The organism is Methanolobus sp. ZRKC4, from assembly GCF_045291305.1.
Lineage (GTDB): Archaea > Halobacteriota > Methanosarcinia > Methanosarcinales > Methanosarcinaceae > Methanolobus.
Window position 1 is genome coordinate 894,026 of the sequence record NZ_CP146983.1, and the last position, 25,553, is coordinate 919,578.

Consider the following 25,553-nt stretch of genomic DNA (forward strand, 5'->3'; position numbering starts at 1 on the left):
ATTCATCATATGTTACTGTGAGTTCTTCGTTTCTTTACGCTGGGCTACAAGCCCGCCGTTTGTGAGCATCTCCAACAGGAAATCCGGAAGTTTGTTACCTTTGAGAGTCTTTCCGTTTACTTTCACAGTACCTTCCAGAAGCCCAACCTCAATTTCGTCTCCTTCCTGACACTCCACATCCACTTCTATCAGGGGAAGTCCGACGTTTATAGCATTCCTAAAGAATATTCTGGCAAAGTATTTTGCAACTACACAGGACACTCCTGCATGTTTCAGTGCAAGGGGAGCCTGTTCCCTGGATGAGCCGCATCCGAAGTTTTCTCCTGCAACGATGATATCTCCTTTTTGCACTTTTTTAGAGAAATCCGGGTCGATACCTTCCATGGCATGGTCCGCAAATACCTGCATATCTGTTGTGCGGAGGTATTTCCCGGGTATTATGACATCCGTGTCAATGTCATTCCCGAATACCCATGCTTTTCCTTTGATTATATTGTCCAATATATCACCTTAGAGCTAGCTTCTGCCTGATGTTATTTGTAAGTGTCGGGAAATAATTAAAAAAAGTAAAGATGGAATGGGAAAGAAGTTCTCACACTTCTATCGTGTTCCCATTCAGGACATCTGTTTCACTGACGCTGACTTGTTCTGTGACAGTTCCATAGCTTATTGTATAAGGGCCTGCAGGCATAGTATCAAATTGTGTTTCACCTTCTATCGGGCCTGTTGTTGAATAAGGTACGGTGAAAGAATATGTGCCATCAGATGTGGTTGACTGCGTGTAAGTAAACGTCCTCATCTGGTTTGTGAGTATATTGTTGCTGATTGTTACTGTTTCATTAACAGGTGCTGTTCCTGTGATTGTTGCACCTTCAACGTACTCGAATATCTTCACATATCCTGTGTTTTCTTCGGTCAATGTCCCGCCATAGAGCACATTGTAGACGTTCTTATATCCTGGCTCCTGTGTGCTTCCAATAGGTGATTCATATACCATACGATACTGTTTTAGTCCACTAGCATCGAATATATGAAGTCTTGCTTCCATTGAATCGTAATACCTTGGACCAGGCACATTCTGGTAGCCAACATCAGTTTGCACTGGTATGTAGTAGTTGTCAGTGTCCAGTGTCCAGGCAGTCATAGCATAGAATTTTCCTGTAGCCATTTCAACATCTGAAACAATGTAACGTGCACCTGCTTTCTCAGGATCAGGGTGTATGGCCTCAAGCACTTCTGTTGCAGTTTCCTCAGAAGGAGCTGTGAAGAAAGTAGAGGCTCCTGGGAGGTTCTCTTCATCGATACTATTTGTGCGTCCGCCAATTCCCTTTTGGAAAGGATTAGCATTTGGTATGCGATGTCCTATGACTTCTATCCAGTGTCCGTAATCCCACCAGGACATTACACCGTATGCTGCATCGGGGTATTTGTAACTTTCACCATCAGCAGGAATTTCGTAGCTTTCATAGTAATCAAGTCCAGGATCAGGAGTGTTGTATCTGAGCCATGTGGTTGCCTCAATCCAGTAACCATTGGGGCCACTGGTTCCCTGTGTCTGCTGCATTGCCAGGCTGTAGCTTGGGTATACAAGAACAAGTATTATAAATGCAGCTGAAAGTATGTGCATAGCTTTTATGTTTTTAGCGCTGAATGATTTTGATTTAATGCTATCCATCAGATTTTTCCATCCAGCAAGTTTCAGAATTTTGATGTTTACCCATGCACAGAGTATTGCTGCATTGACTGAATAGTAGTATGCGAAGCGGTTCTGCTGGAGCATGGCCCAGATAATCATGAGTGTCCATACAATAAGAAACGTGTTTTCAGGTGTGTTTTTCTGGGTAAATGCTTTGTAGGTGAGTATTGCCAGTGCAATAAATGAAATGTACCCCATTGCTCCGAAGTTGTACCAGATTGGCTGGAAGGAGAATTGGCCTCCAATGGATAAAAGAGGGGAGGCTTCCGCAATGGTAAGTCCGCCACCAGTGCGCATGAAAAAACTGAATACACTTGTTATGAGGGCGTAAGCAGACTCAGATACCAATTTAGCAACTCCCACTCCCACTACAAAAAAGATGGAAATTGCAAGAGGATAATATGATTTTTTTATTGCTTTTTTGTTCATCATCGTTGACATCAGACTCAGGACAGGGAATGCAATTATTCCGGCAACCAGACCTTTAATTGCAAGTGGTTTTGTACTTCCTATATATGGTGTTGCTAAAACCATTATAAGTGCAACAGCAAAGATTATCATTCCTGAGATTGCCAGATAATCATTGGATCTTTTGTGCATGTGATCTATGCAAAATTGTATGGTTATATAGACACCGATCACGAAGCTAAAGAATATAGCACCAATCCATGTAAGTGAGTATGCCCCAAGTGCCACCCCTGTCAACAACATATAAGGCAGTACTACTTTAAAGGTAGAAAGATCCTTATTTTTGATCATTTCAAACGTTATTTCGTGTTCACTTGCTTTTTTCAGCGCCATTATCATGAACATGGCAATTATAGTTGTAAGGAGTGTTTCAGCTATGTGGTGATCGTTGAATCCAATAATAGATCTTGAGAGAAATTGTCCTGGAGCTATTGCGATGAAAAATGCTGCTAATAGCGCTGCTCTACTGCCAAAAATATTCTTTGTGAAAAAGTATGTGGGGATAATGACAAGTGCACCCAAAATGACAGGATTATAAGCGCACAATGTATTAATCAAGTCCTGACTGGGAGTGCCAAGTCCGATTATCCATATTACGGTTGATAGAAACATATCAAAAAGTGGTGCAAATATCTGGTGAGTTCCATTAGGGTACTGGGTATATGCATCAAACCATAACATGTTTGGGAAATTGTGCAAAATGGATTCAACATTTCTTAAATGATACCATGGATCGTTCCCACCAAAACGCACGAATCCGTTTGATAGGAATACGCTTGCTTTTGGAATAGTTCTAATGTAGATAGAGACAAGCAATGAAAGTATTATTACTCCCAGATGTATCAACTTGTCTCCAATTATTTTTGGTGGTTTGCTTTCGGTGGTCATTTGCTTTTTCTCTCAAATTACTTTAATTCTTTAGCACAATAAAACTAATTATTTTCAATGAACTGCTTTTTATTTATCGTTTGTTAAATTCAGGTCATATCTTGCATCTTCTACTGCTTCCCAAGAACCACCTGTTGGTACCAGGAATGAAAAATTCATAATCAATTGAGTTGTAACAAAAGATAGCATTAATCCTCCGATTTTTGGAATAATCAATAATATAAGAAGTACCAAATACAAAGGTTCTTTAAGAATTATAAATGGATACAGAAGGGTTAATAGTAAAACAATCAGTGGAGAAACAATATGTGTAAGTAATGCATAGGGGTATATTATTTTGCCAAAACTTCCTTTTCCTAGAAAGCTGAGATTATTCAGATAAACCCTTCTTAAACCGTTAATCCTTTTCATTTTCTGGATGGTGCGCCCCTTAACAGTTAGTGGAACACGTTCGTATACCACTGTTTTCTTATCATACACCACTCTGTATCCCAGTCGAATGATTTTGTAAAGCATATCAGAATCATCTGCATAGACGTTTTGATCTATCTTTATTTTATGTAACAGTTCAGTCCTGAAAGCCATTAACGGACCGTTGCATACAGAAACAGATGAGATATTACTTTCTCCCTGTCTCCAGACATCAAAATAAAAGCGATAAGAATCCTCCTGTGATTTTGATAATCTGGCTTTATCAGAAAGTATTACTATTTTTCCTGTAGCTCCCCCTATTTTAGGGTCAGCAAAATTCTTTGCTACTTGCAACAGAGCATCCTCTTTTAATAATGCATCTGCATCGGTTATTACTGTAATATCATTGTTGATTCTTGAAAATATCCAGTTCAATCCCCTAGCCTTTCCTTTTCCACCATCATTTTTAACAACTCTGGCTTTCAGGGAGTTTTCATTGATGGTATTCGTTGAAACCACATCAGAATCGTCTGTTGAGTAATCGTCTAATAATATAACTTCCAGTCTTTCCTCTGGATAATTGAGCAGAGCTGTATTTTCAATTTTTTGCTTGATTACTTTTTCTTCATTGTACATTGGTATTACCAATGTTATCGTTGGAAGCCTGTCATCTATAGGGAGTTCCTCTTCCTTTTTGGAATAGATATACATTATAAAAGTATATGAAGAAAAAAGAGCTACTTCAAACAGTATCAAAAGTTGCCAGCTTAACACCAGATCAATCATATGTAGTAACATTGGCTATAACCATTTATATTTATTCAACAATTAGTTTTTTTTTGAATTAATTTATATTTCATAATAGTTGCAATCGTTTTATCAGGAAAGATGCAGCTTCCACTTAATTTTTCTTATAAGGTATGCTGCATTAAATATTATTTTTGAAATCCAACTTTTTGCTAGAAGTTTTGATTTAAGTCTTTCAATTTGCGGATTTTTCAGATATTGTCCCATGAACATACCATGCCTTACTGACTCTGGTTTGTAATATGTATATTCGTGCCCGTTAGATACTTGCCAGTATGCAAATTTGATTGCGCCTGTTTTATCCATTGACTCTAATTTTTGATTAATGAGATTAATAAGTTCTTCATGGTTAGATGGTATATAGCATACTTTTATGTCCTCATAGACTGCTCTACCGATAAGTATGGATGGTTTGCCCCAGAATACACTTTCTATTCCAACAGTTGACCCAAATGTTATTATCTTTTCACATGCGTCCATTAATTCATATGAATCTATTTTAGAATCTGCAGGAATGACATGCAGGTTTTTAGCTCTTAATTCCGTTAATTCTCTTGTTTGTGTATTCTTCAAACCTTTCAAATTAGGATGTATTCTCAAATAGAACATTATATTATCATCGATTTTGAAATTAATAAGTTCTTTTAGTGCTTCTGTCTGGTTTCTATATAATTGGTTTTTCCATCCAGTTATGGCTTCAAATTCATCCTGGGAAGAAATGTAAATTGCAATATTTCTTTTTGAGGGGTCAAAACCTTCTGGCAAATTTCCTTTTACCTGAGATTTAGTAAATGAATACCAACTTTGATCTTTTCCACCTCTGCGGTCTCCAAACCATTTGATTGCAATTTCATTCTTTTTTGTATTATCTGAATTTCTATCCCAATATTTCTCTATTTGTTTCTTCTGGTATTCAATATCATGCGGATATGTATCTTCAGTTAGTGAATACTTTTTCAGAACACCTGCTCTCTCATGGACATACGTTTTTATTTTCATATCCTGTGCGGCTCTTAATGCAGGTCTTAGTGGTGCATATCTTCCATTGAATAGGTAGAATACATCAGGATTTATTTGCTTAAGGTGGTGTTTGGTTGCTCTATAAACGGCTATTGCCATTAACAGGTTCTTTTTTACAAATGGCTTGTATTGTATTACATTAGGACTAGGTTCGCGCACCATACTGATAAGTGAAGAAGCAACTGCCATTCCAACATCGAATCCATCAACTTCAAAGCTCTTTAGTTCTTCCATGGATGAAAAATCAGGTATATCAATATTTTCTGTAAAACTACCCAGAGCAAGCTCATGTCGGTTTTCTTCCGGGAGCTTTATAATACCTAACCCTTTATCTCTTCGTGATTTGCACAGAAAACATGTGAGTTTAAGATGGTTTGGGTTTGGTTCACAAGCCGGTAAATCTCCAGAACACTGTATAATGTGTACCTCATCCCCTGCTTCAATGTGCTTGATGGCTATTTCAAGATCGGTTGCAAGATGGGGTACCCAATCGGCAAACGGCATGTAGATAAGTATTTTCATAGTAACCTTAAAATGTGATGACAAATATAAATTACATAATCATTATACATTATTATTTATCTGGATTCAATGTCGCATATATTATGCAAGTCCTTCCAATGCCTAATTTTGCCATTGAATTGTATATTTTTCTTCGAACTTCATCATTCATGTTTACTTCAAAATTCATTCTTCTTTCATGACATTTACTTCCGAGTTCCTTATTGTCGACATAGTTATCTTCCATGAGCAGAAAGAATTCCATTGGAAAATCCGCAGTCTGCAAATAAATGTCAAATCCGCATTTTTTTAATAACTGAGTTAAGCTGGAAAACTCAAAGTAGTTAATGTGATCAGGTATTGTCAACCAATAATGGGATTTGCACAGTTTTGATCTTTGTGTTTCTAGCTGAAGTGTATTGAAATCATTTGGAACTTCTATACAAATCATTCCTCCTTCTTTAAGCAAATCTTTACAAATATTTATTATTTCGGTTGGGTTTGGTACATGTTCCAGAACCCATTTCAAATTAATAAAATCAAAATATCCATGCCACTTGTCTTCAACAAAATCTTCAAGCGTTGTATTGTTTACATTGATGGTTAAATAATTAGCTCTTTCACTTGCTGTACATGAAGGTTCTATTCCGGTTGCTTCCCATCCATTATCATTCATAAACTTAAGTAAGAGTCCATTTCCACAACCAACATCTAATAGTCTCTTAGTTTCACTATGCTCATTGACATACTTGTTTACTATGTCCAGTTTATCCTTATACCACAAGTTTGACCATTGTGTTTCCCTAATTTCTTTTTCATAATCTAGAAGATTTGGTTTTGTATTCTGATAATATTGTTTTTCGTAGTATTTTTTAATTTCTTCTCTAGATGGTATTGGTTGTAAATGTTTAAATCCGCAAAGTTCACAGTCAATTACTTCAGTTTTTCCATCTTTTACTACAATTTTTCCTTTATGCACAGTTTTCCCTCATCAAGTTAATTTGATAGTAATTATTGAAAAATATAATTTTATAATTTATTGTGGTTAATTGTTTGAGCCAATTTTGATTTTCAGCATTCTCTCCTATCTAATTAATTACATGGTTATTGTATGATATCCCAACTTAAAGGCGTTCCCTTTTTAAGATCATTTCTTGCTTTTCGGCACAGAACTTCATTTAAATATCTGGTGTGTAATCCAAAACCAGGTCGTATAGACCTTACATTATCTTTTGTGAAATTTTCCCCGGCTTTTATATCTTGCACAACAAAAAGAGATCTTGAAAAATCTCTGCTCTTTTTTGCCTTTTCAGTCAATTCATAGCTGATTTCACCAAGTGCTTTTTCAGTTTCTCTTACAGATTCAACCATTGCTTTGAATTCTTGGGATTCAAGTGAGAAAGCGGCATCCGGTCCGCCCATGTTTCTATCCAGAATAAAGTGTTTTTCAATTATTCTCGCTCCAAGGGCTACAGCTGCTATTGGTACGGTTGTCCCTGGAGTATGGTCAGAGAGTCCTACTACTGTTTTGAATGTTTCTTTCAGATTTGGTATCGTGTTCAAATTAAGTTCTTCAAGAGGTGCAGGATATGCTGATGTGCATTTCAAAAGTGCTATCTGCTCATTTCCCATTCGTTTACATGCAGTAATAGCTTCCTCAATGTCGGAAAGTGTTGCAATTCCAGTGGATATGATTACCGTTTTTCCTTTTGATGCAACATATTCTATGAGAGGAATATCTGTTATCTCAAATGATGCAATCTTGTAGGCAGGAACTTCCATCTCTTCAAGAAGATCAACTGCAGTTGTATCAAAAGGAGAAGAGAAACAGATAAGTCCAAGCTTTTCTGCTATTCTTTTCAGCTCCGGTTGCCATTCCCATGGAGTGTATGCTTCTTTGTAGAGATTATAAAGTGTCTTTCCATCCCACAGAGTTCCATGCTCGATCTGAAATAACTTATTATCACAGTCAATCGTGATGGTATCAGGTGTATATGTCTGGAGCTTTACAGCATCTGCACCAGATTCTTTGATAGCTATTATTGTATTGACCGCAAGGTCAAAATTCTGAAGATGATTTGCTGAAATCTCCGCGATTATGAATACCGGATGTTTTTCACCAATGTATCTGTCACCAATTCTGATTTCCATGTTTCCCTCATTGATATTGATTATTTGTAAATTGATATTTTCTGTTTTCATCATTGTACATTGTTATTCAAAAACTGCATGATTTGCTGTTTTTCGTTGTTATCCAGCTCATTGCTTACCTGTAAATGAGGCATGTTCAGATTCTTTGCTCCCTGTATATCTGTGACTGGGTCATCTCCTATCATCAGGGCTTCAGAAGTTTCTATCTTGTAGAATTGCAGAATCTGCATGAAGTATTTAGGATGGGGTTTTGCGAAGTCCAATCCGTCCTGCTGTGAATAAAAAATCGTATCAAAATATCTGTCAAGTCTCAAAGATTCTACTTTCATTTTCTGGGGTATCAACCATCCGTTGGTGAGCAGGCAGAGTTTATATTCTTTGGACAGTTCCCAGAGGAACATTTCAATATCTTCCCTCAGGGTTATTTCAGGGCAGTGCTCTCTATAGACCTTCACTAGCCTGCTGATGATGTGATTGCCAATGTCCAGTTTATTACATAGGTATTCGAAGTTGTTCCCTCTTCCATTGATTGTGAATGATTCTAGCAGTGAAGAGTAAACTGTGCAATAGTCTAGAGACTTTTCTCTGGCTAAGAAAAGGGCAACGGCTTTAAACCCGCTGATGACGTATTCTTTCTCATTGTACAGCGTGTTGTCTAAATCAAAGATTATTACTTTTGTCATGCGCATCAATAAATATGTCTTCACTATAACGCAGCATCTTGAGACCTTCTTTGAAAGGTTTCACATCAATCTCGTTTTTATTCAATAGTTTGATAAGATACAGGGGAGTGCTCCTTCCAGCAGCGAAACTTAAATTAGAGGCTCCACCAAAACGCGGATTTACTTCGATGAATTTTACGTCTCCTAATGCTGTTCTAAAGCATTGAATTACATTATGTCCTGTCAATTTCATTTTAGTGGCAAGTGAAATGCACAGGTCGTTTATTTCCTGATCATTCACTGTGATTCCTATTTTTGATTCCCCTGAAACCACTTTTATTCTTACTCTGGGGACCAGACTGATATAGTTCCCGTCAAAATCTGAAAAATAATCGATACTGTACTCTGTTCCTTCTACATATTCCTGTATAATAGGGTCTTCTATATTGCCAATGAGTTTGCTCAAATCTTCTTTGTCTTTGGCGATATAGAATTTCCTGGCACCTGCACCTGATCTCGACTTAAGTGCACATGGATATGTGATATTATCGCATATTTCTGTCCATGATATTATTGCTGGCAGGTCATGTTCCTGCAGAAATCTGAAGAAATCGAATTTATCAGAACATATTTTTGCAATCTCAATATCGGGGACCATGACCTTTGCCATAGTTCTGTTCTCAATGTGTTTTTTATGTTTTGACAGGTAAAGGACATCTTCATCTCTTGTCGCAACAATAAGTCGTACTTTTTTTTCGATACATAGTTTCTCTATGTAATTCAGATAGTCCGGACTATCAAGTCTGGGGCAGATGGCATATTCATCACAGAAATAAAGTGCTGCAGAAAGTGGGTCAATATCTATTCCGATAACTTTGCCTTCGTCTTCCTCTTCAGCAAGTGCTTTTTTGAACTCTTTTACAAGCAGTACTTTTGTAGAAACACTGGTTATCAAGACTGTAGTTTCAGTCATCTTCAGTGATTCCTTTTCTTTTCATGAGTGATTATTTCTTTTATACCAGATTCGAGATCATATTCTGGGGACCAGGAAAGTTCATTTCTCAGTTTACTGATGTCCGCACAACTGGATTCAAATAATTCTTCTCTGGATTCTATTGTCTTGATATCGAAATTCCCTAGGTTATTTTTCAGAACTATAACAACGTCTTTTACTCTTGAGGATACCCCCGTTCCAAGATTGTAGATACCTTTTGCAGTATCATTCTCACCTAATTTTAACAGTCCTGCAGCCACATCCCTTGCAAATATGTAGTCAAAACGGTTGTTTTCATTAAACAATGTAATATCTTCTTTCTGAAGTATGGCCCGGACCCATCTGGAAATTACATCACGTGATCCCTTTCCATATACTCTGAATATCCTTGCAGATACGCAATCGAAGGGATATTCATTATTCCTACTAAGGAATTCCAGATCTGCCTCGGTCTGGAGCTTTGCCACACCAACCGTGTTCCTGGGGTTTATGGTAGAACTTTCATTCAAAAGGTTTTGTTCTTCGATGTTGTTATACTGCTTTTCGTCGTAGATCAGATAACTGGATGCAAAGATCACTTTCTTAAGGGAGGGACATTTGATGATTTGGTCAATCAGATTATGGGATGCAAGGATATTATTCTTATAATTTGATTCCCAAAAATCCTTTCTTTCTTCAGTTCTTTCAAAATCAGCAGCTAAATGAAAAACGTATTCCGGTTCAAAGCGAAAAAGGAACTGGTTATCAGGTTTTGAAAGATCCATCTGGAAATATTCTATATCACTCAGTTCAGAAGGCTTTTCTTGGAAATCCACACATCTTATTATGGCTTCCTGCTTTCTAAGCATGTCAATAAGTTCTTTTCCAATTACTCCTGCTCCACCGGTCACTAATACTCTTTTGTTCTTGAAAAGCATGATATTCACCTTATAAATATTCAGACCTTAATATCGAATGTATAACGCTGTCATGGTACTCACCATTCTTGAAAACATGTTTTCTGAGGATACCATCTTTCTTCAGTCCAAAGTTTTCCAATGTACTGACGTGGTCTTCTCTGTAAATGTAGGTCTCGGTATATATTTTATTCAAATTGAGCTGGTTGAATCCATATTTTGAGAGCATTTTGAGGACTATGATCAGTGTTTTATCGTGTACGTCATTGTCGCGGTCAAGATCAGTGTCTAATAAAAAAGACAATTCTCCTCTGGATGATATGTAGTCGATATTGGTAAGACCACAGTAACCACACATTTTTTCATTATCATCAATTATTGAAAAAAGAATTGAATCATTGCTATTGGCAATGATTTTCCAGTATTCATCTTGGTTCTTGTCTGTAAGAGGTTTCCATTGACGGAGTATGGGCATTTGCTCATTGCGCCATTTTTTAATATTTTCCAGATCCTCAAATTCTATGTTTGATAAGTATAAACCATCTGCCTCTAATATTTTAGCTCTCAAGACCAAATCTCCTTAATTATGTTTTACAAAAAACCTTATATTTTTACTATCAATGTACTGTTTTTTGCATAATATGTTTATTTATATTTATTAAATCCGGTTGTTTATCTAATAATTCTTTTATATCTTTTAGTAAAAACATTTTTTTTGCAGGGTACAGGTGTTGGTAGATTTTTTTGATCAAGTCAAAATCTTCTGCAGTGTCCAGTGTAAGTCGTAAATGACTCAAATCCTCTTCATTAGATACATTACATTGCTTAAAAATATTGGGTTGTTCTCTTATATATGGCGTTACATGTTCTCTTTCATAATCTTCCTTTGCTTCGTTCCATGCTTTTTCAAGAACATTGAAAGTAAAAATTTCTGTATCCATTCCTCTTGGATATGTAAGTTTTAAAGTGTTAGAACAGTAATCACATTTGTTATTCTGAAATTCTTCAATAACCTTATCTATTATGGTGGGGTCGATTAATGGGCAATCGGATGTGATTCTAATTATTATATCGGCTTTAGTCTGTACAGCAGCTTTATAGTATCTGTCCAGAACATCATTCTCATTTCCTCTGAAAACGATGATTTTTTCATTATATTGTTTTATCGCGCTTTCAATAATGTCGTTTCCATGATCATATGGTATAGCGATGACAATCTCATCTATTAATGAGGAGTTAGATATTCTATCGATGTCCCACAGTATTATAGGTTTATCCAGGATAGTTCTCATAACTTTTCCGGGAAGGCGGGTGGATCCCATCCTTGCTTGAACGATTGCCACAATTTTCATATTGAACACCTTACTTTTTATCTTTGAGAAAATCCGATATTGAAGATGCAACGTATTCTACATCTTTCTTTTCCATGCCAGGGTATAATGGTAATGTAATTATTCTCTTAAAAATATCTTCAGTTACAGGATAGTCTTTTTGTTGAAAACCAAATGTATCTTGGTAGTAAGTATGTCTGTAAACAGGTATGTAATGAACATTTGTCCCAATGTTTTTTTCTGTCCGCAGATATTTAAAAAGTTCATCTCTGTTTACTGTTGCATCAAGTAAGACAGTATAAATGTGCCATCCGTGTTTTATTCCTTCTTTTACAGTGGGAAGGCTTAATAAATTTGTATCTTGAAGTAATTCCTCATAATATGAGGCTATATCGTTCCTTTTTTCTATAAAACGGTCGATCTTTTTTAGCTGGGATATTCCCAGAGCTGCTTGAATATCTGTCATACGATAATTCCGGCCAAGCATTTTCATATCGTATGCCCATCCAGCATTTGGTCCGTAGCGGGATATTGCATCCTTATCTATTCCATGGCTATGAAGCATTCTTGCTTTTTGTGCCAGTTCCGGATCATTGGTTACTACCGCTCCTCCTTCTCCTGTAGTTATAGGTTTGACCGGATGAAAACTGAAGACTGTGATATCTGCAAAATTGCCTACTTTTTTACCATGATAACTCGCCCCAAAAGAGTGACAGGCGTCTTCGATCAAATAAAGGTCATTTTCATTTGCAATGTTTTGTATCTCTTCTATGTCACAGGGATGTCCAGCGTAATCTACATAGATTATTGCCTTTGTTCTTGATGTGATCTTCCGTCCAATGTCCTTTAGATCGATGTTACGTGTCTCTCTGTCTATATCTGCAAAAATAGGTTTAAGGCCATTGTAAAGAAGTGCATTGCTGGTGGCAGCAAATGTGAATGGAGTGGTAATAACCTCTGAACCTTCAGGTAGATCAAGTGATGCTACTGCGATGTCAAGTGCACTGGTACCGCTGTTTACAGCTATGGCATAGTTGCATCCAATATAGTCACAAATAGCCCTCTCAAATTCTGATACCTTTGGACCTGTCGTTAACCAATCACTTTTCAAAACCTTTACTACTTCTTCTATATCTTCGTCATCTATAGTTTGGTGTCCATAAGGAATCATAATCCAACCTCATATGGAATTGTATCCTCTTTTTCCTCGGGATTTTTACTGAACACTATTATGCTTGCTTCACAAGTTGAAATGTTTTTAACCGCATGAGCCACATATTGTGGGATGTAGATTACTTCATAGTTACTTGATTCCGAATCCAAAATAATTTCTTCATATTCATCGGAATCCACATCCTTTAAACACAACTTGATCTTTCCTGTAGCCAATGCTATCCATTCTTCCTTGTTTTTATGATAATGATTGGCTCTGGTCTTCATGGGTTTGATAGATACCACATAGGTATGCACGCAGTTGAATGGCTCGTCTTCGTAGTTCATTGATACAATCTCTGAGAGTCATCCATCCTCCCTTTCATGTTTTATCCGTGGCAGTTTGTCATATAACATAAGATATTATAACATTTGCTTTAGTTCATCAGTTGTGAGCCATTTGTCATTGTTCTCACTGGAGTATCTGTAGTTATCGGGGAGCTTCCTACCTGAAGAAGTAGTTTCCTTTTTCCAGAATGGATACTCAGGTTCAATTACAAAGTAATCATCAAACTCTTTTGCATGTCTTGATTCATCCTCAGTAATCATAATTTCGTGCAGTTTTTCCCCTGGTCTGATACCGGTGAATTTCTTTTTTGCTTCAGGAGCAATTGCACCTGCCAGATCTGTTATTTTCATACTGGCTATTTTTGGGATAAAAATTTCTCCCCCTCGCATTCTTTGTATCGAATTTAGTACAAAATTAACACCCTGATCAAGAGTTAGCCAGAAACGTGTCATTCTGTCATCGGTAATTGTCAGAACACCTTCTTTTTTCTGTTCATTGAACAATGGTATTACGCTTCCACGGCTACCAATTACATTTCCATATCTTACACAGCTAAACTTTGTTTTCCCTTTTCCGGTATAGGTGTTACCCTGAACGAACATTTTTTCAGCAACCATTTTTGTCGCTCCGTAAAGATTCACAGGATGAACGGCTTTGTCTGTGCTAATAGCCATTACATTTTCAACGGAATTATCAATGGCCGCATCAATTACATTGACAGAGCCGTCAATATTGGTCTTCACTGCTTCTATTGGGTTGTATTCGCAGGCAGGAACTTGTTTTAGTGCTGCTGCATGGACAACGATGTCTATCCCATTCATTGCACGATATAGCCTTTCCCTGTCCCGAACGTCGCCAATCAGGAACCTGAGACGTTTATCACTAAATTCTTGTTTCATTTGATATTGATTAAATTCTCCTCTGGAATATATTCTCAAGCTATTTGGGTTAAATTCACGTAGAATTATTTCGGTAAATTTTTTACCAAAAGAACCTGTTCCACCTGTGAGAAGGATATTTTTTCCATCAAATAAAGATTCATCAATTTTATTCTGCATATGTCTATCAACTCAAGATTATGGATATATTTACTTATTATGAACATTTTATTATATAAAGCTCGGTTCTGACTTTTATTATTCGATGAATAAATATGCTAGAATCCCGTACATTTATATATCTATAGCATTAAATAAATCATAAAATCTCTTTCCTAATTGAGGCATGATATAAATTGACTGCAAAAGTAGCAATAACAATTCGTTCTTTTTCTTCAACTGAATTGCTATCCTCGTCTTTAAATGATATAGGGGAAACAACATACATAAATACTTCAGGGGTCAGACTCACTGAAGATGAATTATGTAATATACTTGCAAAAATTCATGGAGTAGTTGCAGGGACTGAAAAATTTACCAGACGTGTATTTGAATCCTCGCCATATTTGCGTGTAATTTCCCGTGTAGGTGTTGGGGTTGATAATATTGATCATGAGGCTGCTAGGGAACATGGTATTACTATCTTAAATACCCCAAATTCGCCATCATTGGCTGTTGCAGAACATACTCTAGCATTAACTTTTGCAGCTATTAAACGAATAACAATCTACAATGAGAATATGAGGAAAAATGATTTTTCCATCGAATCCTGCTTGTTGCTCTCTGGTCGTGCTGTTGGTATTGTTGGTCTTGGTAGAGTAGGCAGGAAAGTTGCTGATATGTTTGATGCGTTGGGTTGCAGGATTTATTATTATGATCCTTTCCTACCAGATGATTTTAGCACAAAGTGGATTTGCATGTCTTCATTAAACAATCTCCTCCAGTGTGTTGATATTGTAACCTTGCACGCTCCTCCTCTTTCAGATGAAACCCCTCTTATGGGTAGCAAGGAATTTAGTAATTGCAAGAAAGGCACAATTATTATTAATACATCACGTGGTTCTCTTATAGATGAGAGAGCTCTTTCAAAGGCAATAGATGAAGGAGTAGTATGGGGCGCAGGGTTAGATGTATTTCCTGTGGAACCATACTCTGGGAATTTACTTGCTTATTCACAAATAGTCTCAACTCCGCATGTTGCATCCAATACGATAGAATCAAGGCAAGAAATGGAAAAAGAAGCAATTAATAATTTAATCAATGCATTGAGGGAACTATGATAAAAAAAGCACTTGTCACGGGTGGAAATGGTTTTTTGGGGCATCACATTGCCAGAGAACTATCGAATAGGGGAATCGAAACAATCGTTTACGATATTAATCAATCTTCTCTGGTTGATGAAATGAGCAAAACCGAATCAATTTCATTTGTTAAAGGCAATATCCTTGATAGTAAAAAATTGGAAGCTGCTATGAAAGGATGTGATGTTATTTTTCATACAGCTGCCATTGCAAATCTGGAGGATGCATTACAACATCCTGTTGAAACAATGGAAGTAAATGTGATGGGTACTGCAATTTGCCTTGAAGCAGCAAGAAAGCAAAAAATAGATCGTTTTATTTTTGCAAGTTCTGTTTATGTGGGGGGTAACTGGGGATCATTCTATAGGATATCAAAACAAACAGGTGAATCTCTTTGCAAGACATATTCCCATGAGTTTGATCTTAATTTTAGTATTATCAGGTATGGGAGTTTGTATGGAAGAGAAGCAAATAACTGGAATTTCCTGTATGGTGTCCTAAAAAATTTGTTATTGAACAAAGAGTATACTTATTATGGTTCTCCTGATTCTTTACGTGAATATATTCACATAGCCGATGCAGCCCGCGAAACAGTGAACATTGCCATAAATGATAATTTTAAGAATAAGGCAGCATTAATTACTGGTCACCAGCGAATGTCACATAAGGAATTCTTCAATATGATACAGGAGATTCTTGGTCGTGACATCAAAATTATATTTGAAAACAAAGACAAGAACAGTCATTACAAAATAACTCCTTATTCTTTTGAGCCAGATATTCCTCTCAGGGTTAATTTGTCAACGTATATCGATATTAATGAAGGGATACTCGATTGTCTGAAAGAGGTACAGATGGAGATTGAAAATAATGATGGCTACTAAAACAGATAGTAATATGAGTTTGAAGCAAAAATTACAGACCAATACTTTGACAATAGGTTCCTGGATTACACTTGGTCATCCTGCTATTGCTGAGATTATGGCTCAAAGTGGATTTGATTGGCTGACAGTTGATATGGAACATAGTGCTATCACGTTAACTGAGGCACAGCAACTAATTCAGGTAATTGAATTGTCTGGGTGTGTGCCTCTTGTCCGAGTAGGAAGTAATGATCCAAATCTCATTAAACGTGTTATGGACGCCGGTTCACATGGTGTTATTGTACCAATGGTGAATTCTGCGAAAGATGCTGAAGCGGCTGTGAAAGCAGTAAAATATCCACCTGTGGGTACACGCGGCGTTGGTCTTGCAAGGGCACAGGGATATGGAGTGGATTTTGAGAACTATAAGGAATGGGTTGAAAAAGAAAGTATTGTGATAGTTCAGATAGAGCACATAGATGCTGTGAATAATATCGAGGAAATTCTGCTAACAGAAGGTGTTGATGGTTTTATCATTGGACCCTATGATCTGTCTGGATCTCTGGGAATGCCAGGAGATTTTAACGAACCAGAGGTTTGTGAAGCACTTGAAATTGTCAAAAAAGCAGCTAAGAAAATTAACATAATATCTGGTTTTCATGTGGTTCCACCAGAACCCAGTCAACTAAAAGATAAGATTGGCGAAGGTTATCGCTTTTTAGCTTACAGTCTTGATTCATTGTTCCTAGCTGAAACATGTCGAAGTGACCTGGAAAAAATAAGAAATTAAGATGGATGTTCAAAAATATAATTTGTATTGAACTTCCGATCTTCCTACTTTTTTTAAAATGTTTACATATAATGTTCTCTGTACACGTCTGATAACTCTTCGTATATGCGGTTTCCTTCATCATCAAACTTTTCTGCTTTTTTGATTAATGGCCACTTATCCTTTGGCATTTTAACATATAGTGGGAAAGTTCTCAACAATCCATGTAGATCTTCACTGCTAATGTGTGGCATTTTTAAAGAGGACATCATTGAATGTTCTTGTGTGATGTGGTCTGCTGGAATATAGCCTTCTTCAACACATACAGTGTGTAGTTTTGTTCCTCTAAACGGGGTGAAAATAAAAATATTCAAATCCTTTGCTTCACATTCCCTGTTCAGATTGATTGTGTCAAATATATCATCCCTTGTTTCTCCGGGGATTCCAATCATGTTATTTGTACCGTATTTGATGTCCAAGTCATTCAAAATACCTGTGGCTTTTTTGATAGTTTCATTTGACACTTTTCTGTTAAGTACTTCACGACGTATTTTTTCGTTTCCACTTTCAATTCCTATACTTAAACGGAAATCAAAACCTTCCAGTATTTTCAGTCTATCATAAGTAATCGATTCTGGCCTTGTCTGGAAGAAAAATGGGAGATCTATTTCCTTGTATTTTTCCATAAACTCTCTCAGTTTTTTTTCCGGCATTGAAAGAAAAGATTCAGATGTAAAGTAGACAAATTCAAGACCATACTTCTCTTTTTGATGTTTCAGCTCATCAAATACTATTGATACATCCTTAAATCTTAGATAGTTGTTGTCATACATTTTTCTGTATGATGATGCACAACAAAATGTGCAGTTATAGGGACAACCTCTGCTAATCTCAATAGGGAGTGTTTTGAAGAGTTTTCCACGGTTAGGTCTGTAGAATCTTTGTTCTTCATATATGGTAAAATCTAGGAATGGTAGTTCATCAAGATTTACCAGTTCTCTCATTTTGTTCTTTACTATTCCTTTTTCAGACTTCAACCATATATTCGGAATATCTGAGATGTCTTTTCCCTGAGATAATTTCTCGCATAATTCTACCATTGATTTTTCGCCTTCACCTACACAAACCATATCTATGCAGTCATTGGCAAGTACATCTTCTGGAGAAAAGGAAGGGTATGCTCCTCCAGCAAACGTTGGTATCTTTAAATCTTTTATTTTTTCCAACAGTCTTAAAGCAATTTCGTATGTTACTTCGGTCATTGTGACAGCAATAAGGTGGGGTTTGTAGCTGTCGATAACTTTTTCAAAATCATCATAAACATCTGTCTCTTTGATTTGTATTCCTACTTCATCCATATTCCATTTACGTAATTGCAAGAATTCTGCTCTTATCTCGTCACCGCTTTTTTCCTGAGTCCTATAAAGAGTGGTATCGAATAATTTCACATTATTAAATCCTGCTTCTTTCAGGCAGGCTGACAGAAGTGATAGATTTATTGGCATCATGTTCTGCAGCATCACATTTGGATATACAAAAAGTATCCGAAAATCATCTTTATTGTAATTTGTCATGATAATCACGTAATTTGTCTTTAAGAACAGTTTATTTATTATGGCATGTCTATTTAACTCAGATTGTTACCGGTATATTCTTTTTAGTATATTTAAATAGTCTGTTGATACCACAGGCGTGGATAAATATTTATTTGTTAGGTCATATTATTTAAGTGAAGCTACTAATATCGGTGCGGTTTTATAATGAGATTCATATAGACAAATGAATAGACTATAAATGCTGGATTTTAAAAACAATTATTCACAAAAGTGATTACAAATGCGTAATGATTACTCTATAACTGCACTGCTGCCGATGAAAGGGCATAGTGAACGTGTGCCATCTAAGAATACAAGGACTTTTGGGAAAGACCCTCTATTTTTCCACATACTGAGAAGCCTGGAGTCTGCGGATCAGGTAAGTCAGATTCTTGTGGACACTGACAGCCATAAAATTATGTCTTTAATAGAAGAAAACTTTCCTGATGTACTTATACTTGAACGTCCTGATTATTTATTGGGTGACAAAGTACCAATGACTTCTATAATTGATCATGACCTTAAACATGTCAAAACCAGCCATTTTTTGCAAACACATGCGACTAATCCACTTCTTAAGTCAGGTACCATAGATAATGCAATAAAGTCCTATTTTGAAGGATTGAAAAATGGTTTTGATTCAGTTATGGGTGTGACAAAATATCAAACACGGTTCTACGACCACAATAAAAATCCTGTTAATCATGATCCCAATATTATGCTTCCTTCACAGGATATGATTCCTTTATACGAGGATAATTCTAATTTTTATATAATTTCAATTGAGAATTTTATGAATGATAAAAAACGTGTTGGGAAAAACCCTCTTTTTGTAGATATTCCGAAAATTGAAAGTATAGACATCGATGAGCCTGAAGATTTTGTTATTGCCGAGGCTGTATACAATTTTCTCACAAATGAAAGGAAACAATAATTGATAATATATTGTATTCTATTAGTTGTAATTGGTATATTTGTCTACATGCGATATGACAGGGTGTGAGTTTTAAATGATGGCTTTTGAGAATTATCGAATGATTACAGAAAACATAGAAGGATACAAAGAGTTTAACATAGATCGTAACTGGTATAAAAACCGAAAAAAAGGTCTGTCTGCTGTAATAAGATGTTTCGGCGATGAAAGATGGATTGGTCCATGCATAGAAAGTTGCCTTCCTCTGTTTGACGAAATAGTCGTAGTTATTGTAAAAATAGAAGGAGACAGGACTGAGGAAATTGTAAGAAGCTTCAAATCTCCAAAAATAAAGATTTACAACTATCCTTTTAGCTTAGATCAGGTAGAAGCACCAATTTATAAAAATAAAATGCATCAAAAGCTAGATTCTCTGTCTGAGCTTTTTGTATCACCTGAGTTTAAAAGAGGATCTGTTCATACGATAAGCTACTTAACTAATTTTGGAATGTCGAAGACAACATTATCTCATGTTACTCCTCAATGGGATGCTGACCATATATTGAGGCCGGAATTTGCAACAGAAGAATTCAAAGAGTTTATTCTTTCTAAAGATCATATTCGGGTTTCAGGATACAATGTAGTGACAGAAGACTACATGTATTTATCAGAAAAGTCTCCTATACACAGTAGTCATCCCCGTTTTTATAAAGCTGACAAACATCTGTATTTTGCTGGAAATAAGTATCTTCTGGATATTGTTTCATATCGGTCTTCTATAGTCCAGTTGAAAATGCTGGAAAATTATTTTCTATTTCCTATCCAGCAGATGCAGTGCATGAAAAATTTGATTCTTGGTAGGGATATTTCTTATGTTGAACCAATATACTTCCATACAAAATTCCTCCGCTCAGATAAAGAAATTGAGCATGATACTCGTTTTTTAAATGAAGGTTATCATAAACAGTTTAGAGAAAATACCAAAAAAGGGAGGAGAATAGATGTTGAGGTGCCTGCGTTTGCATTAAAGACACCAGAAGATTATTTGAAGTAATGTTGATATTTAATGAACTGTAGCTATTCTCATCTAATGCTATTGTTTTCTAGTTTGTCTCTCCAATTTTCAAAAAATATTACATCAATTTGCTTATGGTATACTTCAAGAACTGACTATACTTTGAGCGTACCATATATTTATTAATAAGGTAAAAATAGGCTGGTAGTTTTTTGGTACGTTTCCACATGGAAATGTTCGATCTGCGAGGTTTTATGTCGAGTAGTACCCAAGCTGCATACAAATTCATTTCCCATTCATCTAATTTTGACTTTTCAATTTGACATTGGTGTTTTAATAATAAATCAGTTAACAAAGATCTGAATTGTGGTACAGGTGATAGATAATCCTCCAATTCTCCTACGATTGCTTCAGAAGCATTTTTATCATGCCATCGAAAGTTATATAGAGGCAGTTTAGTGCCAACTACAATTTTTCCTTCAAGTGCTACTTTTGTAAAAGAAACAGTATCGGAATAAAAACCAGTTGGTATTCCAAGATCAACAAACCCACCCACTTTTACAAATATCTCTCTACGGCATAAATTTCTAACAAGCCCTACAGAATTGTGCATTTCTACGATATTATATAACAGGTCCACACTGTTTCTTTGAGGAGGGACGTCTTCATATACTTCTTTGGTAACCCCGGCAGCATCTACATATTTGCACCCACATTGGGCTAATTCAGCTGTAGGATTTAGATATAACAAGTTAGATAGCTCCTCAAGATATTGTTTATCTAAATAATCATCATCACACAAAAAAGTTAGGAAATCACCGGATGCTTGCTCGATGCATCTATTCAAGTTTGCAACCAGTGGTACACGTTGGCCATGTTTTACATACTTAATACGGCTGTCGGAAAACGAACTAACCATCTGTTCTGTACTATCATCAGAGTTATTATCTGAAATCACTATTTCAAAATTGTGATATGTTTGTGATAAGCAAGATTTAATTGCAACTTTAAGATAATCCATACGATTTAATGTTGGAATACAAATTGATATTTTGGGTGAGCAATTCTGATCCATATTTATCTCCTATGTAATAGCATTGCTTGAATGAAATGTTTTATGCTTTGTAAAGTAAATATTCGAGTAGCATTATTTTGGTCTATTACTTATATAGTCATCAAATACCGTTAGCACATAACTAATCATCTCATCCGTTAAGCCAGGATACAAGCCAATCCAAAAAGTATTATCCATAATTTGATCAGTATGTGCAAGATTTCCACAAATTCGATATTTGACACCTTCAAAACAGGGTTGTTTAATAATGTTTCCTGCGAACAACATTCTAGTTGCTATTTTGCTTTCTTCAAGATACTTCACAATATCGTTTTTGGTAAATCCTGCATCTTCACGAACCGTAATCAAGAACCCAAACCAGCTTGGATCTGCCTCTGGTTTGACTAACGGCAATATGAAGTGATTATCATATTTTTTTAATCCATCATATAACATTCTGAAGTTATTTTTTCTTGTTTCAATGAAGGATGGTAATTTCTTAAGCTGCTCAACTCCTATCGCAGCTTGCATATCTGTTATTTTTAGATTGTAACCAATATGTGAATATATGTATTTGTGATCATATCCAAAAGGTAGATTACCTAACTGCCAGCTAAAACGTTTTTTGCAACTGTTGTCGCATCCTGATTCACACCAGCAGTCCCGTCCCCAGTCTCTGAATGATTCTATTAGTTTCTTAAGCTGAGTGTCATTAGTGACCAGCGCTCCACCTTCGCCCATGGTCATGTGATGAGGTGGATAAAAACTAAATGTGGCGATATGTCCAAAAGTGCCAGTGCATTGGTCATTATATTTGGAACCGAGTGCATCACAGTTGTCTTCTATTACCCAAAGATTGTACTTTTTTGCTATTTCCATCACTTTATTTAGGTCAAATGGATTCCCAAGTGTATGCGCAATAAAAATTGCTCTGGTTTTATCTGAGATGGCATCTTCTATCTTATCCGCTTGAATGTTGTAGGTTCCTATATTCACATCTACAAACACAGGAATTAGATTATTTTGAATAATTGGGTTAACTGTTGTAGGAAATGCTGCTGCCACAGTGATAACCTCATCACCAGGTTTCAAACGTTTTTCTTCAAGTTTTGGTGATGTCAATGCAGAAATTGCCAGAAGATTTGCTGAAGATCCGGAATTTGTCAATAGGCAATGTTTTACTCCTAGGAAATCAGCAAATTCGTTTTCAAATTGTTTAGCAAACCTGCCTGATGTGAGCCAGAAATCAAGTGCAGAATCAACAAGGGATACTATCTCTTTTTCATCATATACTCGACCTGAATAAGGAATGTATGATTCACCTTTTACGAAAGGTTTTTTTTCAATTTCTTTCAGTTCATATAGTTCTTTGACCAGTTGAAAAATATCATTTTGAATTTGTTCCTGAGTTTTCATATTGTCCCTCCATTCTATTCTGTTTCATAGCTTCTAATCCTTCGATTACACTCATTAAGTTTACTGAAAGTTCTTTTTGTATCTTATCTACTTTCATTCCTGCTTTCAGGGGCCTCTTAGCTTTCTGGGAAAGGTTATCTGTGCTTATTGGAGTTAAGAGGCTTTCATCAAGATCAAACACTTTTGCCACATTCTGTGCAAAACGATATCTATCAATTGTATCAGTTCCCACAACATTGTACATTCCTTTTTTATCGTTCTCAATGAGTATTTTAACGGCTTGTACCATATTATTTACATAGGTTGGTGAGCCTAACTGGTCGTGAGGGACATTCATTCCTTTTCCATTTTTTAGTTTTTCTATAAGGCCCATTGTAAAATTTTTCCCACGATGTTCCCATCCATATACTACAGTAATTCTTATTATCAGGAAATCAGTAAGTATTTCTTCAATAAGTTTCTCAACTGCTAATTTTTGTTTTCCATATTCATTAATGGGATTCGGGAGGTCTGTTTCTGTGTATGGTCCATTATTACCATCGAATACATAATCTGAAGAAAAAAAGATGAATTTTGATTCATTATTTTTAGCAGCTTCTATCAGATTTCGACTCCCTTCGACATTAACATTCCATGTCTCTTCTGGATTTTGCTCACAATATTCGACATTAGGATTAGCTGCAGGATGAATTATTATGTCGGGGTTCACACTATTTATTATTGTGTCTACGTCTGATTTATTTGTCATATCCAAATAAAACAAATTATCACATTCATATGAATAATAAGTTCCATAGACTTCGTATTTGGAATTTTTTGAAAATTCATTGTAAATAGTATTTCCTACTAAACCGGAAGCTCCAATTATCAGAACTTTCATCTTATCAAACTCCTGTTGATATAGTGACATTTAAATAATGATATTATTTGTGGACTAAATCCCAATTGTAAGGCATTTCCTTTGAAAATGGATCGATTCGGATCATTTCTTCAGGGTCATGTGGGTGGGAAGCACAATTAGCGACTATTGCTGACTCAGTTCCGTATACTTTGTAACCATTCGCAATACCTGGTGGAATTTTAACAAGGCAGTAGTTATCTTCTCCAATAAATAATTCTTGCAATAATCCTTTTGTTTCAGAATTCTCTCTTTGATCAAAAAGAACAAGCTTAATCATCCCTTGTATTACTGCGTAGTTAAGAGTCATTTGTGTGTGTAAATGCCATCCTTTTATTACACTTGGATATGCCATAGAAAAATAAATCTCCCCAAATTTCTCGAAATGCTTGTCATCAACTCTTAGCATATGCATTATTTTTCCACGTTCATCAGGTATTTTTCTCAGTGGTATTACTTCAACACCTTCTATCATAGTCATTCTCCCCCTCATTATGTCCAGTATAATTTTTCTTCTATTCTGTTAGATTCCATAAGCTTCTTTAGTGTCTTTAGCCTTGTATATTTGTCTCCATTAAATTCTTCAAAAGAGACTTCATTCTTGCGAAGAGCATCATAGATTTCCTTTGCTCCTTTTTTCACATTCCATTCTGGCTTAAAGCTTGGCATGTGTTCCTTTATTTTATCAAAGTTGACATTGTATGTCCTAGAATCTGAACCATGCTCATTGGTGTAGGTTATTTCGCAATTAGGTACAATCTTCTTTACAATTTCTGCAACATCTTTTATCTGGTAGTTTTCTGAATTGCTTCCCACATTGAATGCTTGATTATGGATATTTTCAATTGGGGCATCAAGGGCCGCTATAAAGGCAGCTGATATGTCCCTTATATGGGCTAATGGCCGCCATGGTGTTCCATCACTCATTATTTTGATAGAGCTTGTTGTGTACGCCCATCCGACAAAGTTGTTCAGAACAAGGTCAAAACGCATTTTAGGAGACAAACCATATGCAGTACTGTTTCTTAAGTACACAGGTGAGAACTTATCATCTGCTATTTTTGCTAGTGACAATTCCGAATCAACTTTTGATTTTGCATAGGCTGTTACAGGATTTAACGGTGAGCTCTCATTCAGTGCTTTTCCATCAGCAACACCATACATACTGCATGAGGATGAGTACAAAAATCTTCTGACCCCCACTTTTTTGGCAGTTTCAGCAAGTTTTATGGTTGAACGATAGTTTATATCTTCGGTAAGTTTTTCATCAAGGGCTCCCATAGGATCATTCGATAATGCAGCTAAATGTATTATAGCATCAATTTCTTTAAGATCATTTGCATCTACATCTCTGATATCTTTATTGATTTCCTCAATATCATTTTTGTAGTCAAATAGTGTGCATTCTGAATAATAATTCGTGTCAAATCCAACAACACTATATCCTTCTTTAATCAACATTTCACAAAGTACGGATCCAATGTATCCATTATGTCCTGTAACCATAACTTTCATTTTATTAACT

At 36.0% G+C, this 25,553-nt stretch carries 25 protein-coding genes; 5 read left to right on the forward strand and 20 right to left on the reverse strand.

From position 1 onward, the window contains the following. Window positions 1–12: 12 nt before the first annotated feature. The 14 genes from V7O67_RS04725 to pseB all read right to left on the reverse strand — a co-directional run bounded on the left by V7O67_RS04725 (window position 13) and on the right by pseB (window position 14,384). Window positions 13–504, reverse strand: a complete 492-nt coding sequence (locus V7O67_RS04725; RefSeq protein ID WP_406671422.1) for a 3-isopropylmalate dehydratase small subunit — start codon at window positions 502–504, stop codon at window positions 13–15. Window positions 505–592: 88 nt separating this feature from the next. After that, the gene (locus V7O67_RS04730; RefSeq protein ID WP_406671071.1) at window positions 593–3,052 is read right to left on the reverse strand and encodes an oligosaccharyl transferase, archaeosortase A system-associated; all 2,460 of its coding nucleotides are present in this window, start codon (window positions 3,050–3,052) and stop codon (window positions 593–595) included. A gap of 69 nt (window positions 3,053–3,121) precedes the next feature. Beyond that, the gene (locus V7O67_RS04735) at window positions 3,122–4,249 is read right to left on the reverse strand and encodes a glycosyltransferase (protein ID WP_406671073.1); all 1,128 of its coding nucleotides are present in this window, start codon (window positions 4,247–4,249) and stop codon (window positions 3,122–3,124) included. Between the two features lie 93 nt (window positions 4,250–4,342). Beyond that, entirely contained in the window at window positions 4,343–5,812 is a 1,470-nt protein-coding gene (locus V7O67_RS04740; protein WP_342305962.1) for a hypothetical protein, read from the reverse strand. A 52-nt stretch (window positions 5,813–5,864) separates the two neighbouring features. Continuing rightward, the gene (locus V7O67_RS04745) at window positions 5,865–6,770 is read right to left on the reverse strand and encodes a class I SAM-dependent methyltransferase (RefSeq protein WP_342305961.1); all 906 of its coding nucleotides are present in this window, start codon (window positions 6,768–6,770) and stop codon (window positions 5,865–5,867) included. A gap of 125 nt (window positions 6,771–6,895) precedes the next feature. After that, a complete protein-coding gene (pseI, locus tag V7O67_RS04750) occupies window positions 6,896–7,942 on the reverse strand; it encodes a pseudaminic acid synthase (protein WP_342305960.1) in 1,047 nt (348 codons plus the stop codon). Window positions 7,943–7,992: 50 nt separating this feature from the next. Next, complete coding sequence (locus V7O67_RS04755; RefSeq protein WP_342305959.1) at window positions 7,993–8,625, reverse strand: HAD family hydrolase; 633 nt, start codon at window positions 8,623–8,625, stop codon at window positions 7,993–7,995. Beyond that, on the reverse strand, window positions 8,603–9,577 hold the full coding sequence (locus V7O67_RS04760; protein WP_342305958.1) for an ATP-grasp domain-containing protein: 975 nt from the start codon (window positions 9,575–9,577) through the stop codon (window positions 8,603–8,605). The genes V7O67_RS04755 and V7O67_RS04760 overlap by 23 nt, the downstream gene beginning before the upstream one ends. A gap of 2 nt (window positions 9,578–9,579) precedes the next feature. Then, window positions 9,580–10,515: an NAD(P)-dependent oxidoreductase gene (locus V7O67_RS04765; RefSeq protein WP_342305957.1), complete on the reverse strand. Its 936-nt coding sequence runs from the start codon at window positions 10,513–10,515 to the stop codon at window positions 9,580–9,582. A gap of 10 nt (window positions 10,516–10,525) precedes the next feature. Next, window positions 10,526–11,062 carry a GNAT family N-acetyltransferase gene (locus V7O67_RS04770; RefSeq protein ID WP_342305956.1) on the reverse strand — a complete coding sequence of 179 codons (537 nt, stop codon included), beginning with the start codon at window positions 11,060–11,062 and terminating at the stop codon, window positions 10,526–10,528. A gap of 49 nt (window positions 11,063–11,111) precedes the next feature. After that, window positions 11,112–11,846 carry a glycosyltransferase family protein gene (locus V7O67_RS04775; RefSeq protein ID WP_342305955.1) on the reverse strand — a complete coding sequence of 245 codons (735 nt, stop codon included), beginning with the start codon at window positions 11,844–11,846 and terminating at the stop codon, window positions 11,112–11,114. Window positions 11,847–11,856: 10 nt separating this feature from the next. Then, window positions 11,857–12,996 (reverse strand): UDP-4-amino-4,6-dideoxy-N-acetyl-beta-L-altrosamine transaminase, encoded by a 1,140-nt coding sequence (gene pseC, locus V7O67_RS04780; RefSeq protein ID WP_342305954.1) that lies wholly within the window; start codon window positions 12,994–12,996, stop codon window positions 11,857–11,859. Further along, complete coding sequence (locus tag V7O67_RS04785) at window positions 12,993–13,325, reverse strand: WxcM-like domain-containing protein (RefSeq protein WP_342305953.1); 333 nt, start codon at window positions 13,323–13,325, stop codon at window positions 12,993–12,995. Before V7O67_RS04785 ends, pseC begins: the two co-directional genes overlap by 4 nt. Window positions 13,326–13,400: 75 nt before the next feature. Further along, window positions 13,401–14,384, reverse strand: a complete 984-nt coding sequence (gene pseB / locus V7O67_RS04790) for a UDP-N-acetylglucosamine 4,6-dehydratase (inverting) (RefSeq protein WP_342305952.1) — start codon at window positions 14,382–14,384, stop codon at window positions 13,401–13,403. 176 nt (window positions 14,385–14,560) lie between these two features. On the opposite strand from pseB, the gene V7O67_RS04795 reads away from it, so the two are divergent. From V7O67_RS04795 to V7O67_RS04805, 3 genes are read left to right on the forward strand one after another with little or no spacing between them, the layout of a single operon-like run. Further along, on the forward strand, window positions 14,561–15,484 hold the full coding sequence (locus tag V7O67_RS04795; RefSeq protein ID WP_342305951.1) for an NAD(P)-dependent oxidoreductase: 924 nt from the start codon (window positions 14,561–14,563) through the stop codon (window positions 15,482–15,484). After that, on the forward strand, window positions 15,481–16,389 hold the full coding sequence (locus tag V7O67_RS04800; RefSeq protein ID WP_342305950.1) for an NAD(P)-dependent oxidoreductase: 909 nt from the start codon (window positions 15,481–15,483) through the stop codon (window positions 16,387–16,389). The genes V7O67_RS04795 and V7O67_RS04800 overlap by 4 nt, the downstream gene beginning before the upstream one ends. Window positions 16,390–16,402: 13 nt before the next feature. Continuing rightward, window positions 16,403–17,158 carry an HpcH/HpaI aldolase family protein gene (locus V7O67_RS04805; RefSeq protein WP_406671423.1) on the forward strand — a complete coding sequence of 252 codons (756 nt, stop codon included), beginning with the start codon at window positions 16,403–16,405 and terminating at the stop codon, window positions 17,156–17,158. Window positions 17,159–17,220: 62 nt separating this feature from the next. On the opposite strand, the gene V7O67_RS04810 is transcribed toward V7O67_RS04805, so the two are convergent. Further along, window positions 17,221–18,711, reverse strand: a complete 1,491-nt coding sequence (locus tag V7O67_RS04810) for a B12-binding domain-containing radical SAM protein (protein WP_342305948.1) — start codon at window positions 18,709–18,711, stop codon at window positions 17,221–17,223. 262 nt (window positions 18,712–18,973) lie between these two features. Between V7O67_RS04810 and V7O67_RS04815 the strand changes: the two genes are divergently transcribed. Together V7O67_RS04815 and V7O67_RS04820 are read left to right on the forward strand one after the other, a co-directional pair. Further along, window positions 18,974–19,666, forward strand: coding sequence for an acylneuraminate cytidylyltransferase family protein (locus V7O67_RS04815; protein WP_342305947.1), 693 nt, complete (start codon window positions 18,974–18,976; stop codon window positions 19,664–19,666). Between the two features lie 100 nt (window positions 19,667–19,766). Further along, a complete protein-coding gene (locus V7O67_RS04820) occupies window positions 19,767–20,699 on the forward strand; it encodes a hypothetical protein (protein WP_406671078.1) in 933 nt (310 codons plus the stop codon). A gap of 79 nt (window positions 20,700–20,778) precedes the next feature. On the opposite strand, the gene V7O67_RS04825 is transcribed toward V7O67_RS04820, so the two are convergent. The 5 genes from V7O67_RS04825 to V7O67_RS04845 all read right to left on the reverse strand — a co-directional run bounded on the left by V7O67_RS04825 (window position 20,779) and on the right by V7O67_RS04845 (window position 25,543). Further along, the gene (locus V7O67_RS04825) at window positions 20,779–21,735 is read right to left on the reverse strand and encodes a glycosyltransferase family A protein (protein WP_342305945.1); all 957 of its coding nucleotides are present in this window, start codon (window positions 21,733–21,735) and stop codon (window positions 20,779–20,781) included. Between the two features lie 72 nt (window positions 21,736–21,807). Then, a complete protein-coding gene (rfbH, locus tag V7O67_RS04830; RefSeq protein ID WP_406671080.1) occupies window positions 21,808–23,130 on the reverse strand; it encodes a lipopolysaccharide biosynthesis protein RfbH in 1,323 nt (440 codons plus the stop codon). Continuing rightward, window positions 23,102–24,010, reverse strand: a complete 909-nt coding sequence (locus tag V7O67_RS04835; protein ID WP_342305943.1) for an SDR family oxidoreductase — start codon at window positions 24,008–24,010, stop codon at window positions 23,102–23,104. Before V7O67_RS04835 ends, rfbH begins: the two co-directional genes overlap by 29 nt. A gap of 43 nt (window positions 24,011–24,053) precedes the next feature. Continuing rightward, window positions 24,054–24,503 carry a dTDP-4-dehydrorhamnose 3,5-epimerase family protein gene (locus V7O67_RS04840; protein WP_342305942.1) on the reverse strand — a complete coding sequence of 150 codons (450 nt, stop codon included), beginning with the start codon at window positions 24,501–24,503 and terminating at the stop codon, window positions 24,054–24,056. Window positions 24,504–24,520: 17 nt separating this feature from the next. Beyond that, window positions 24,521–25,543 carry an SDR family oxidoreductase gene (locus V7O67_RS04845; RefSeq protein WP_342305941.1) on the reverse strand — a complete coding sequence of 341 codons (1,023 nt, stop codon included), beginning with the start codon at window positions 25,541–25,543 and terminating at the stop codon, window positions 24,521–24,523. Between the last annotated feature and the right edge of the window lie 10 nt (window positions 25,544–25,553).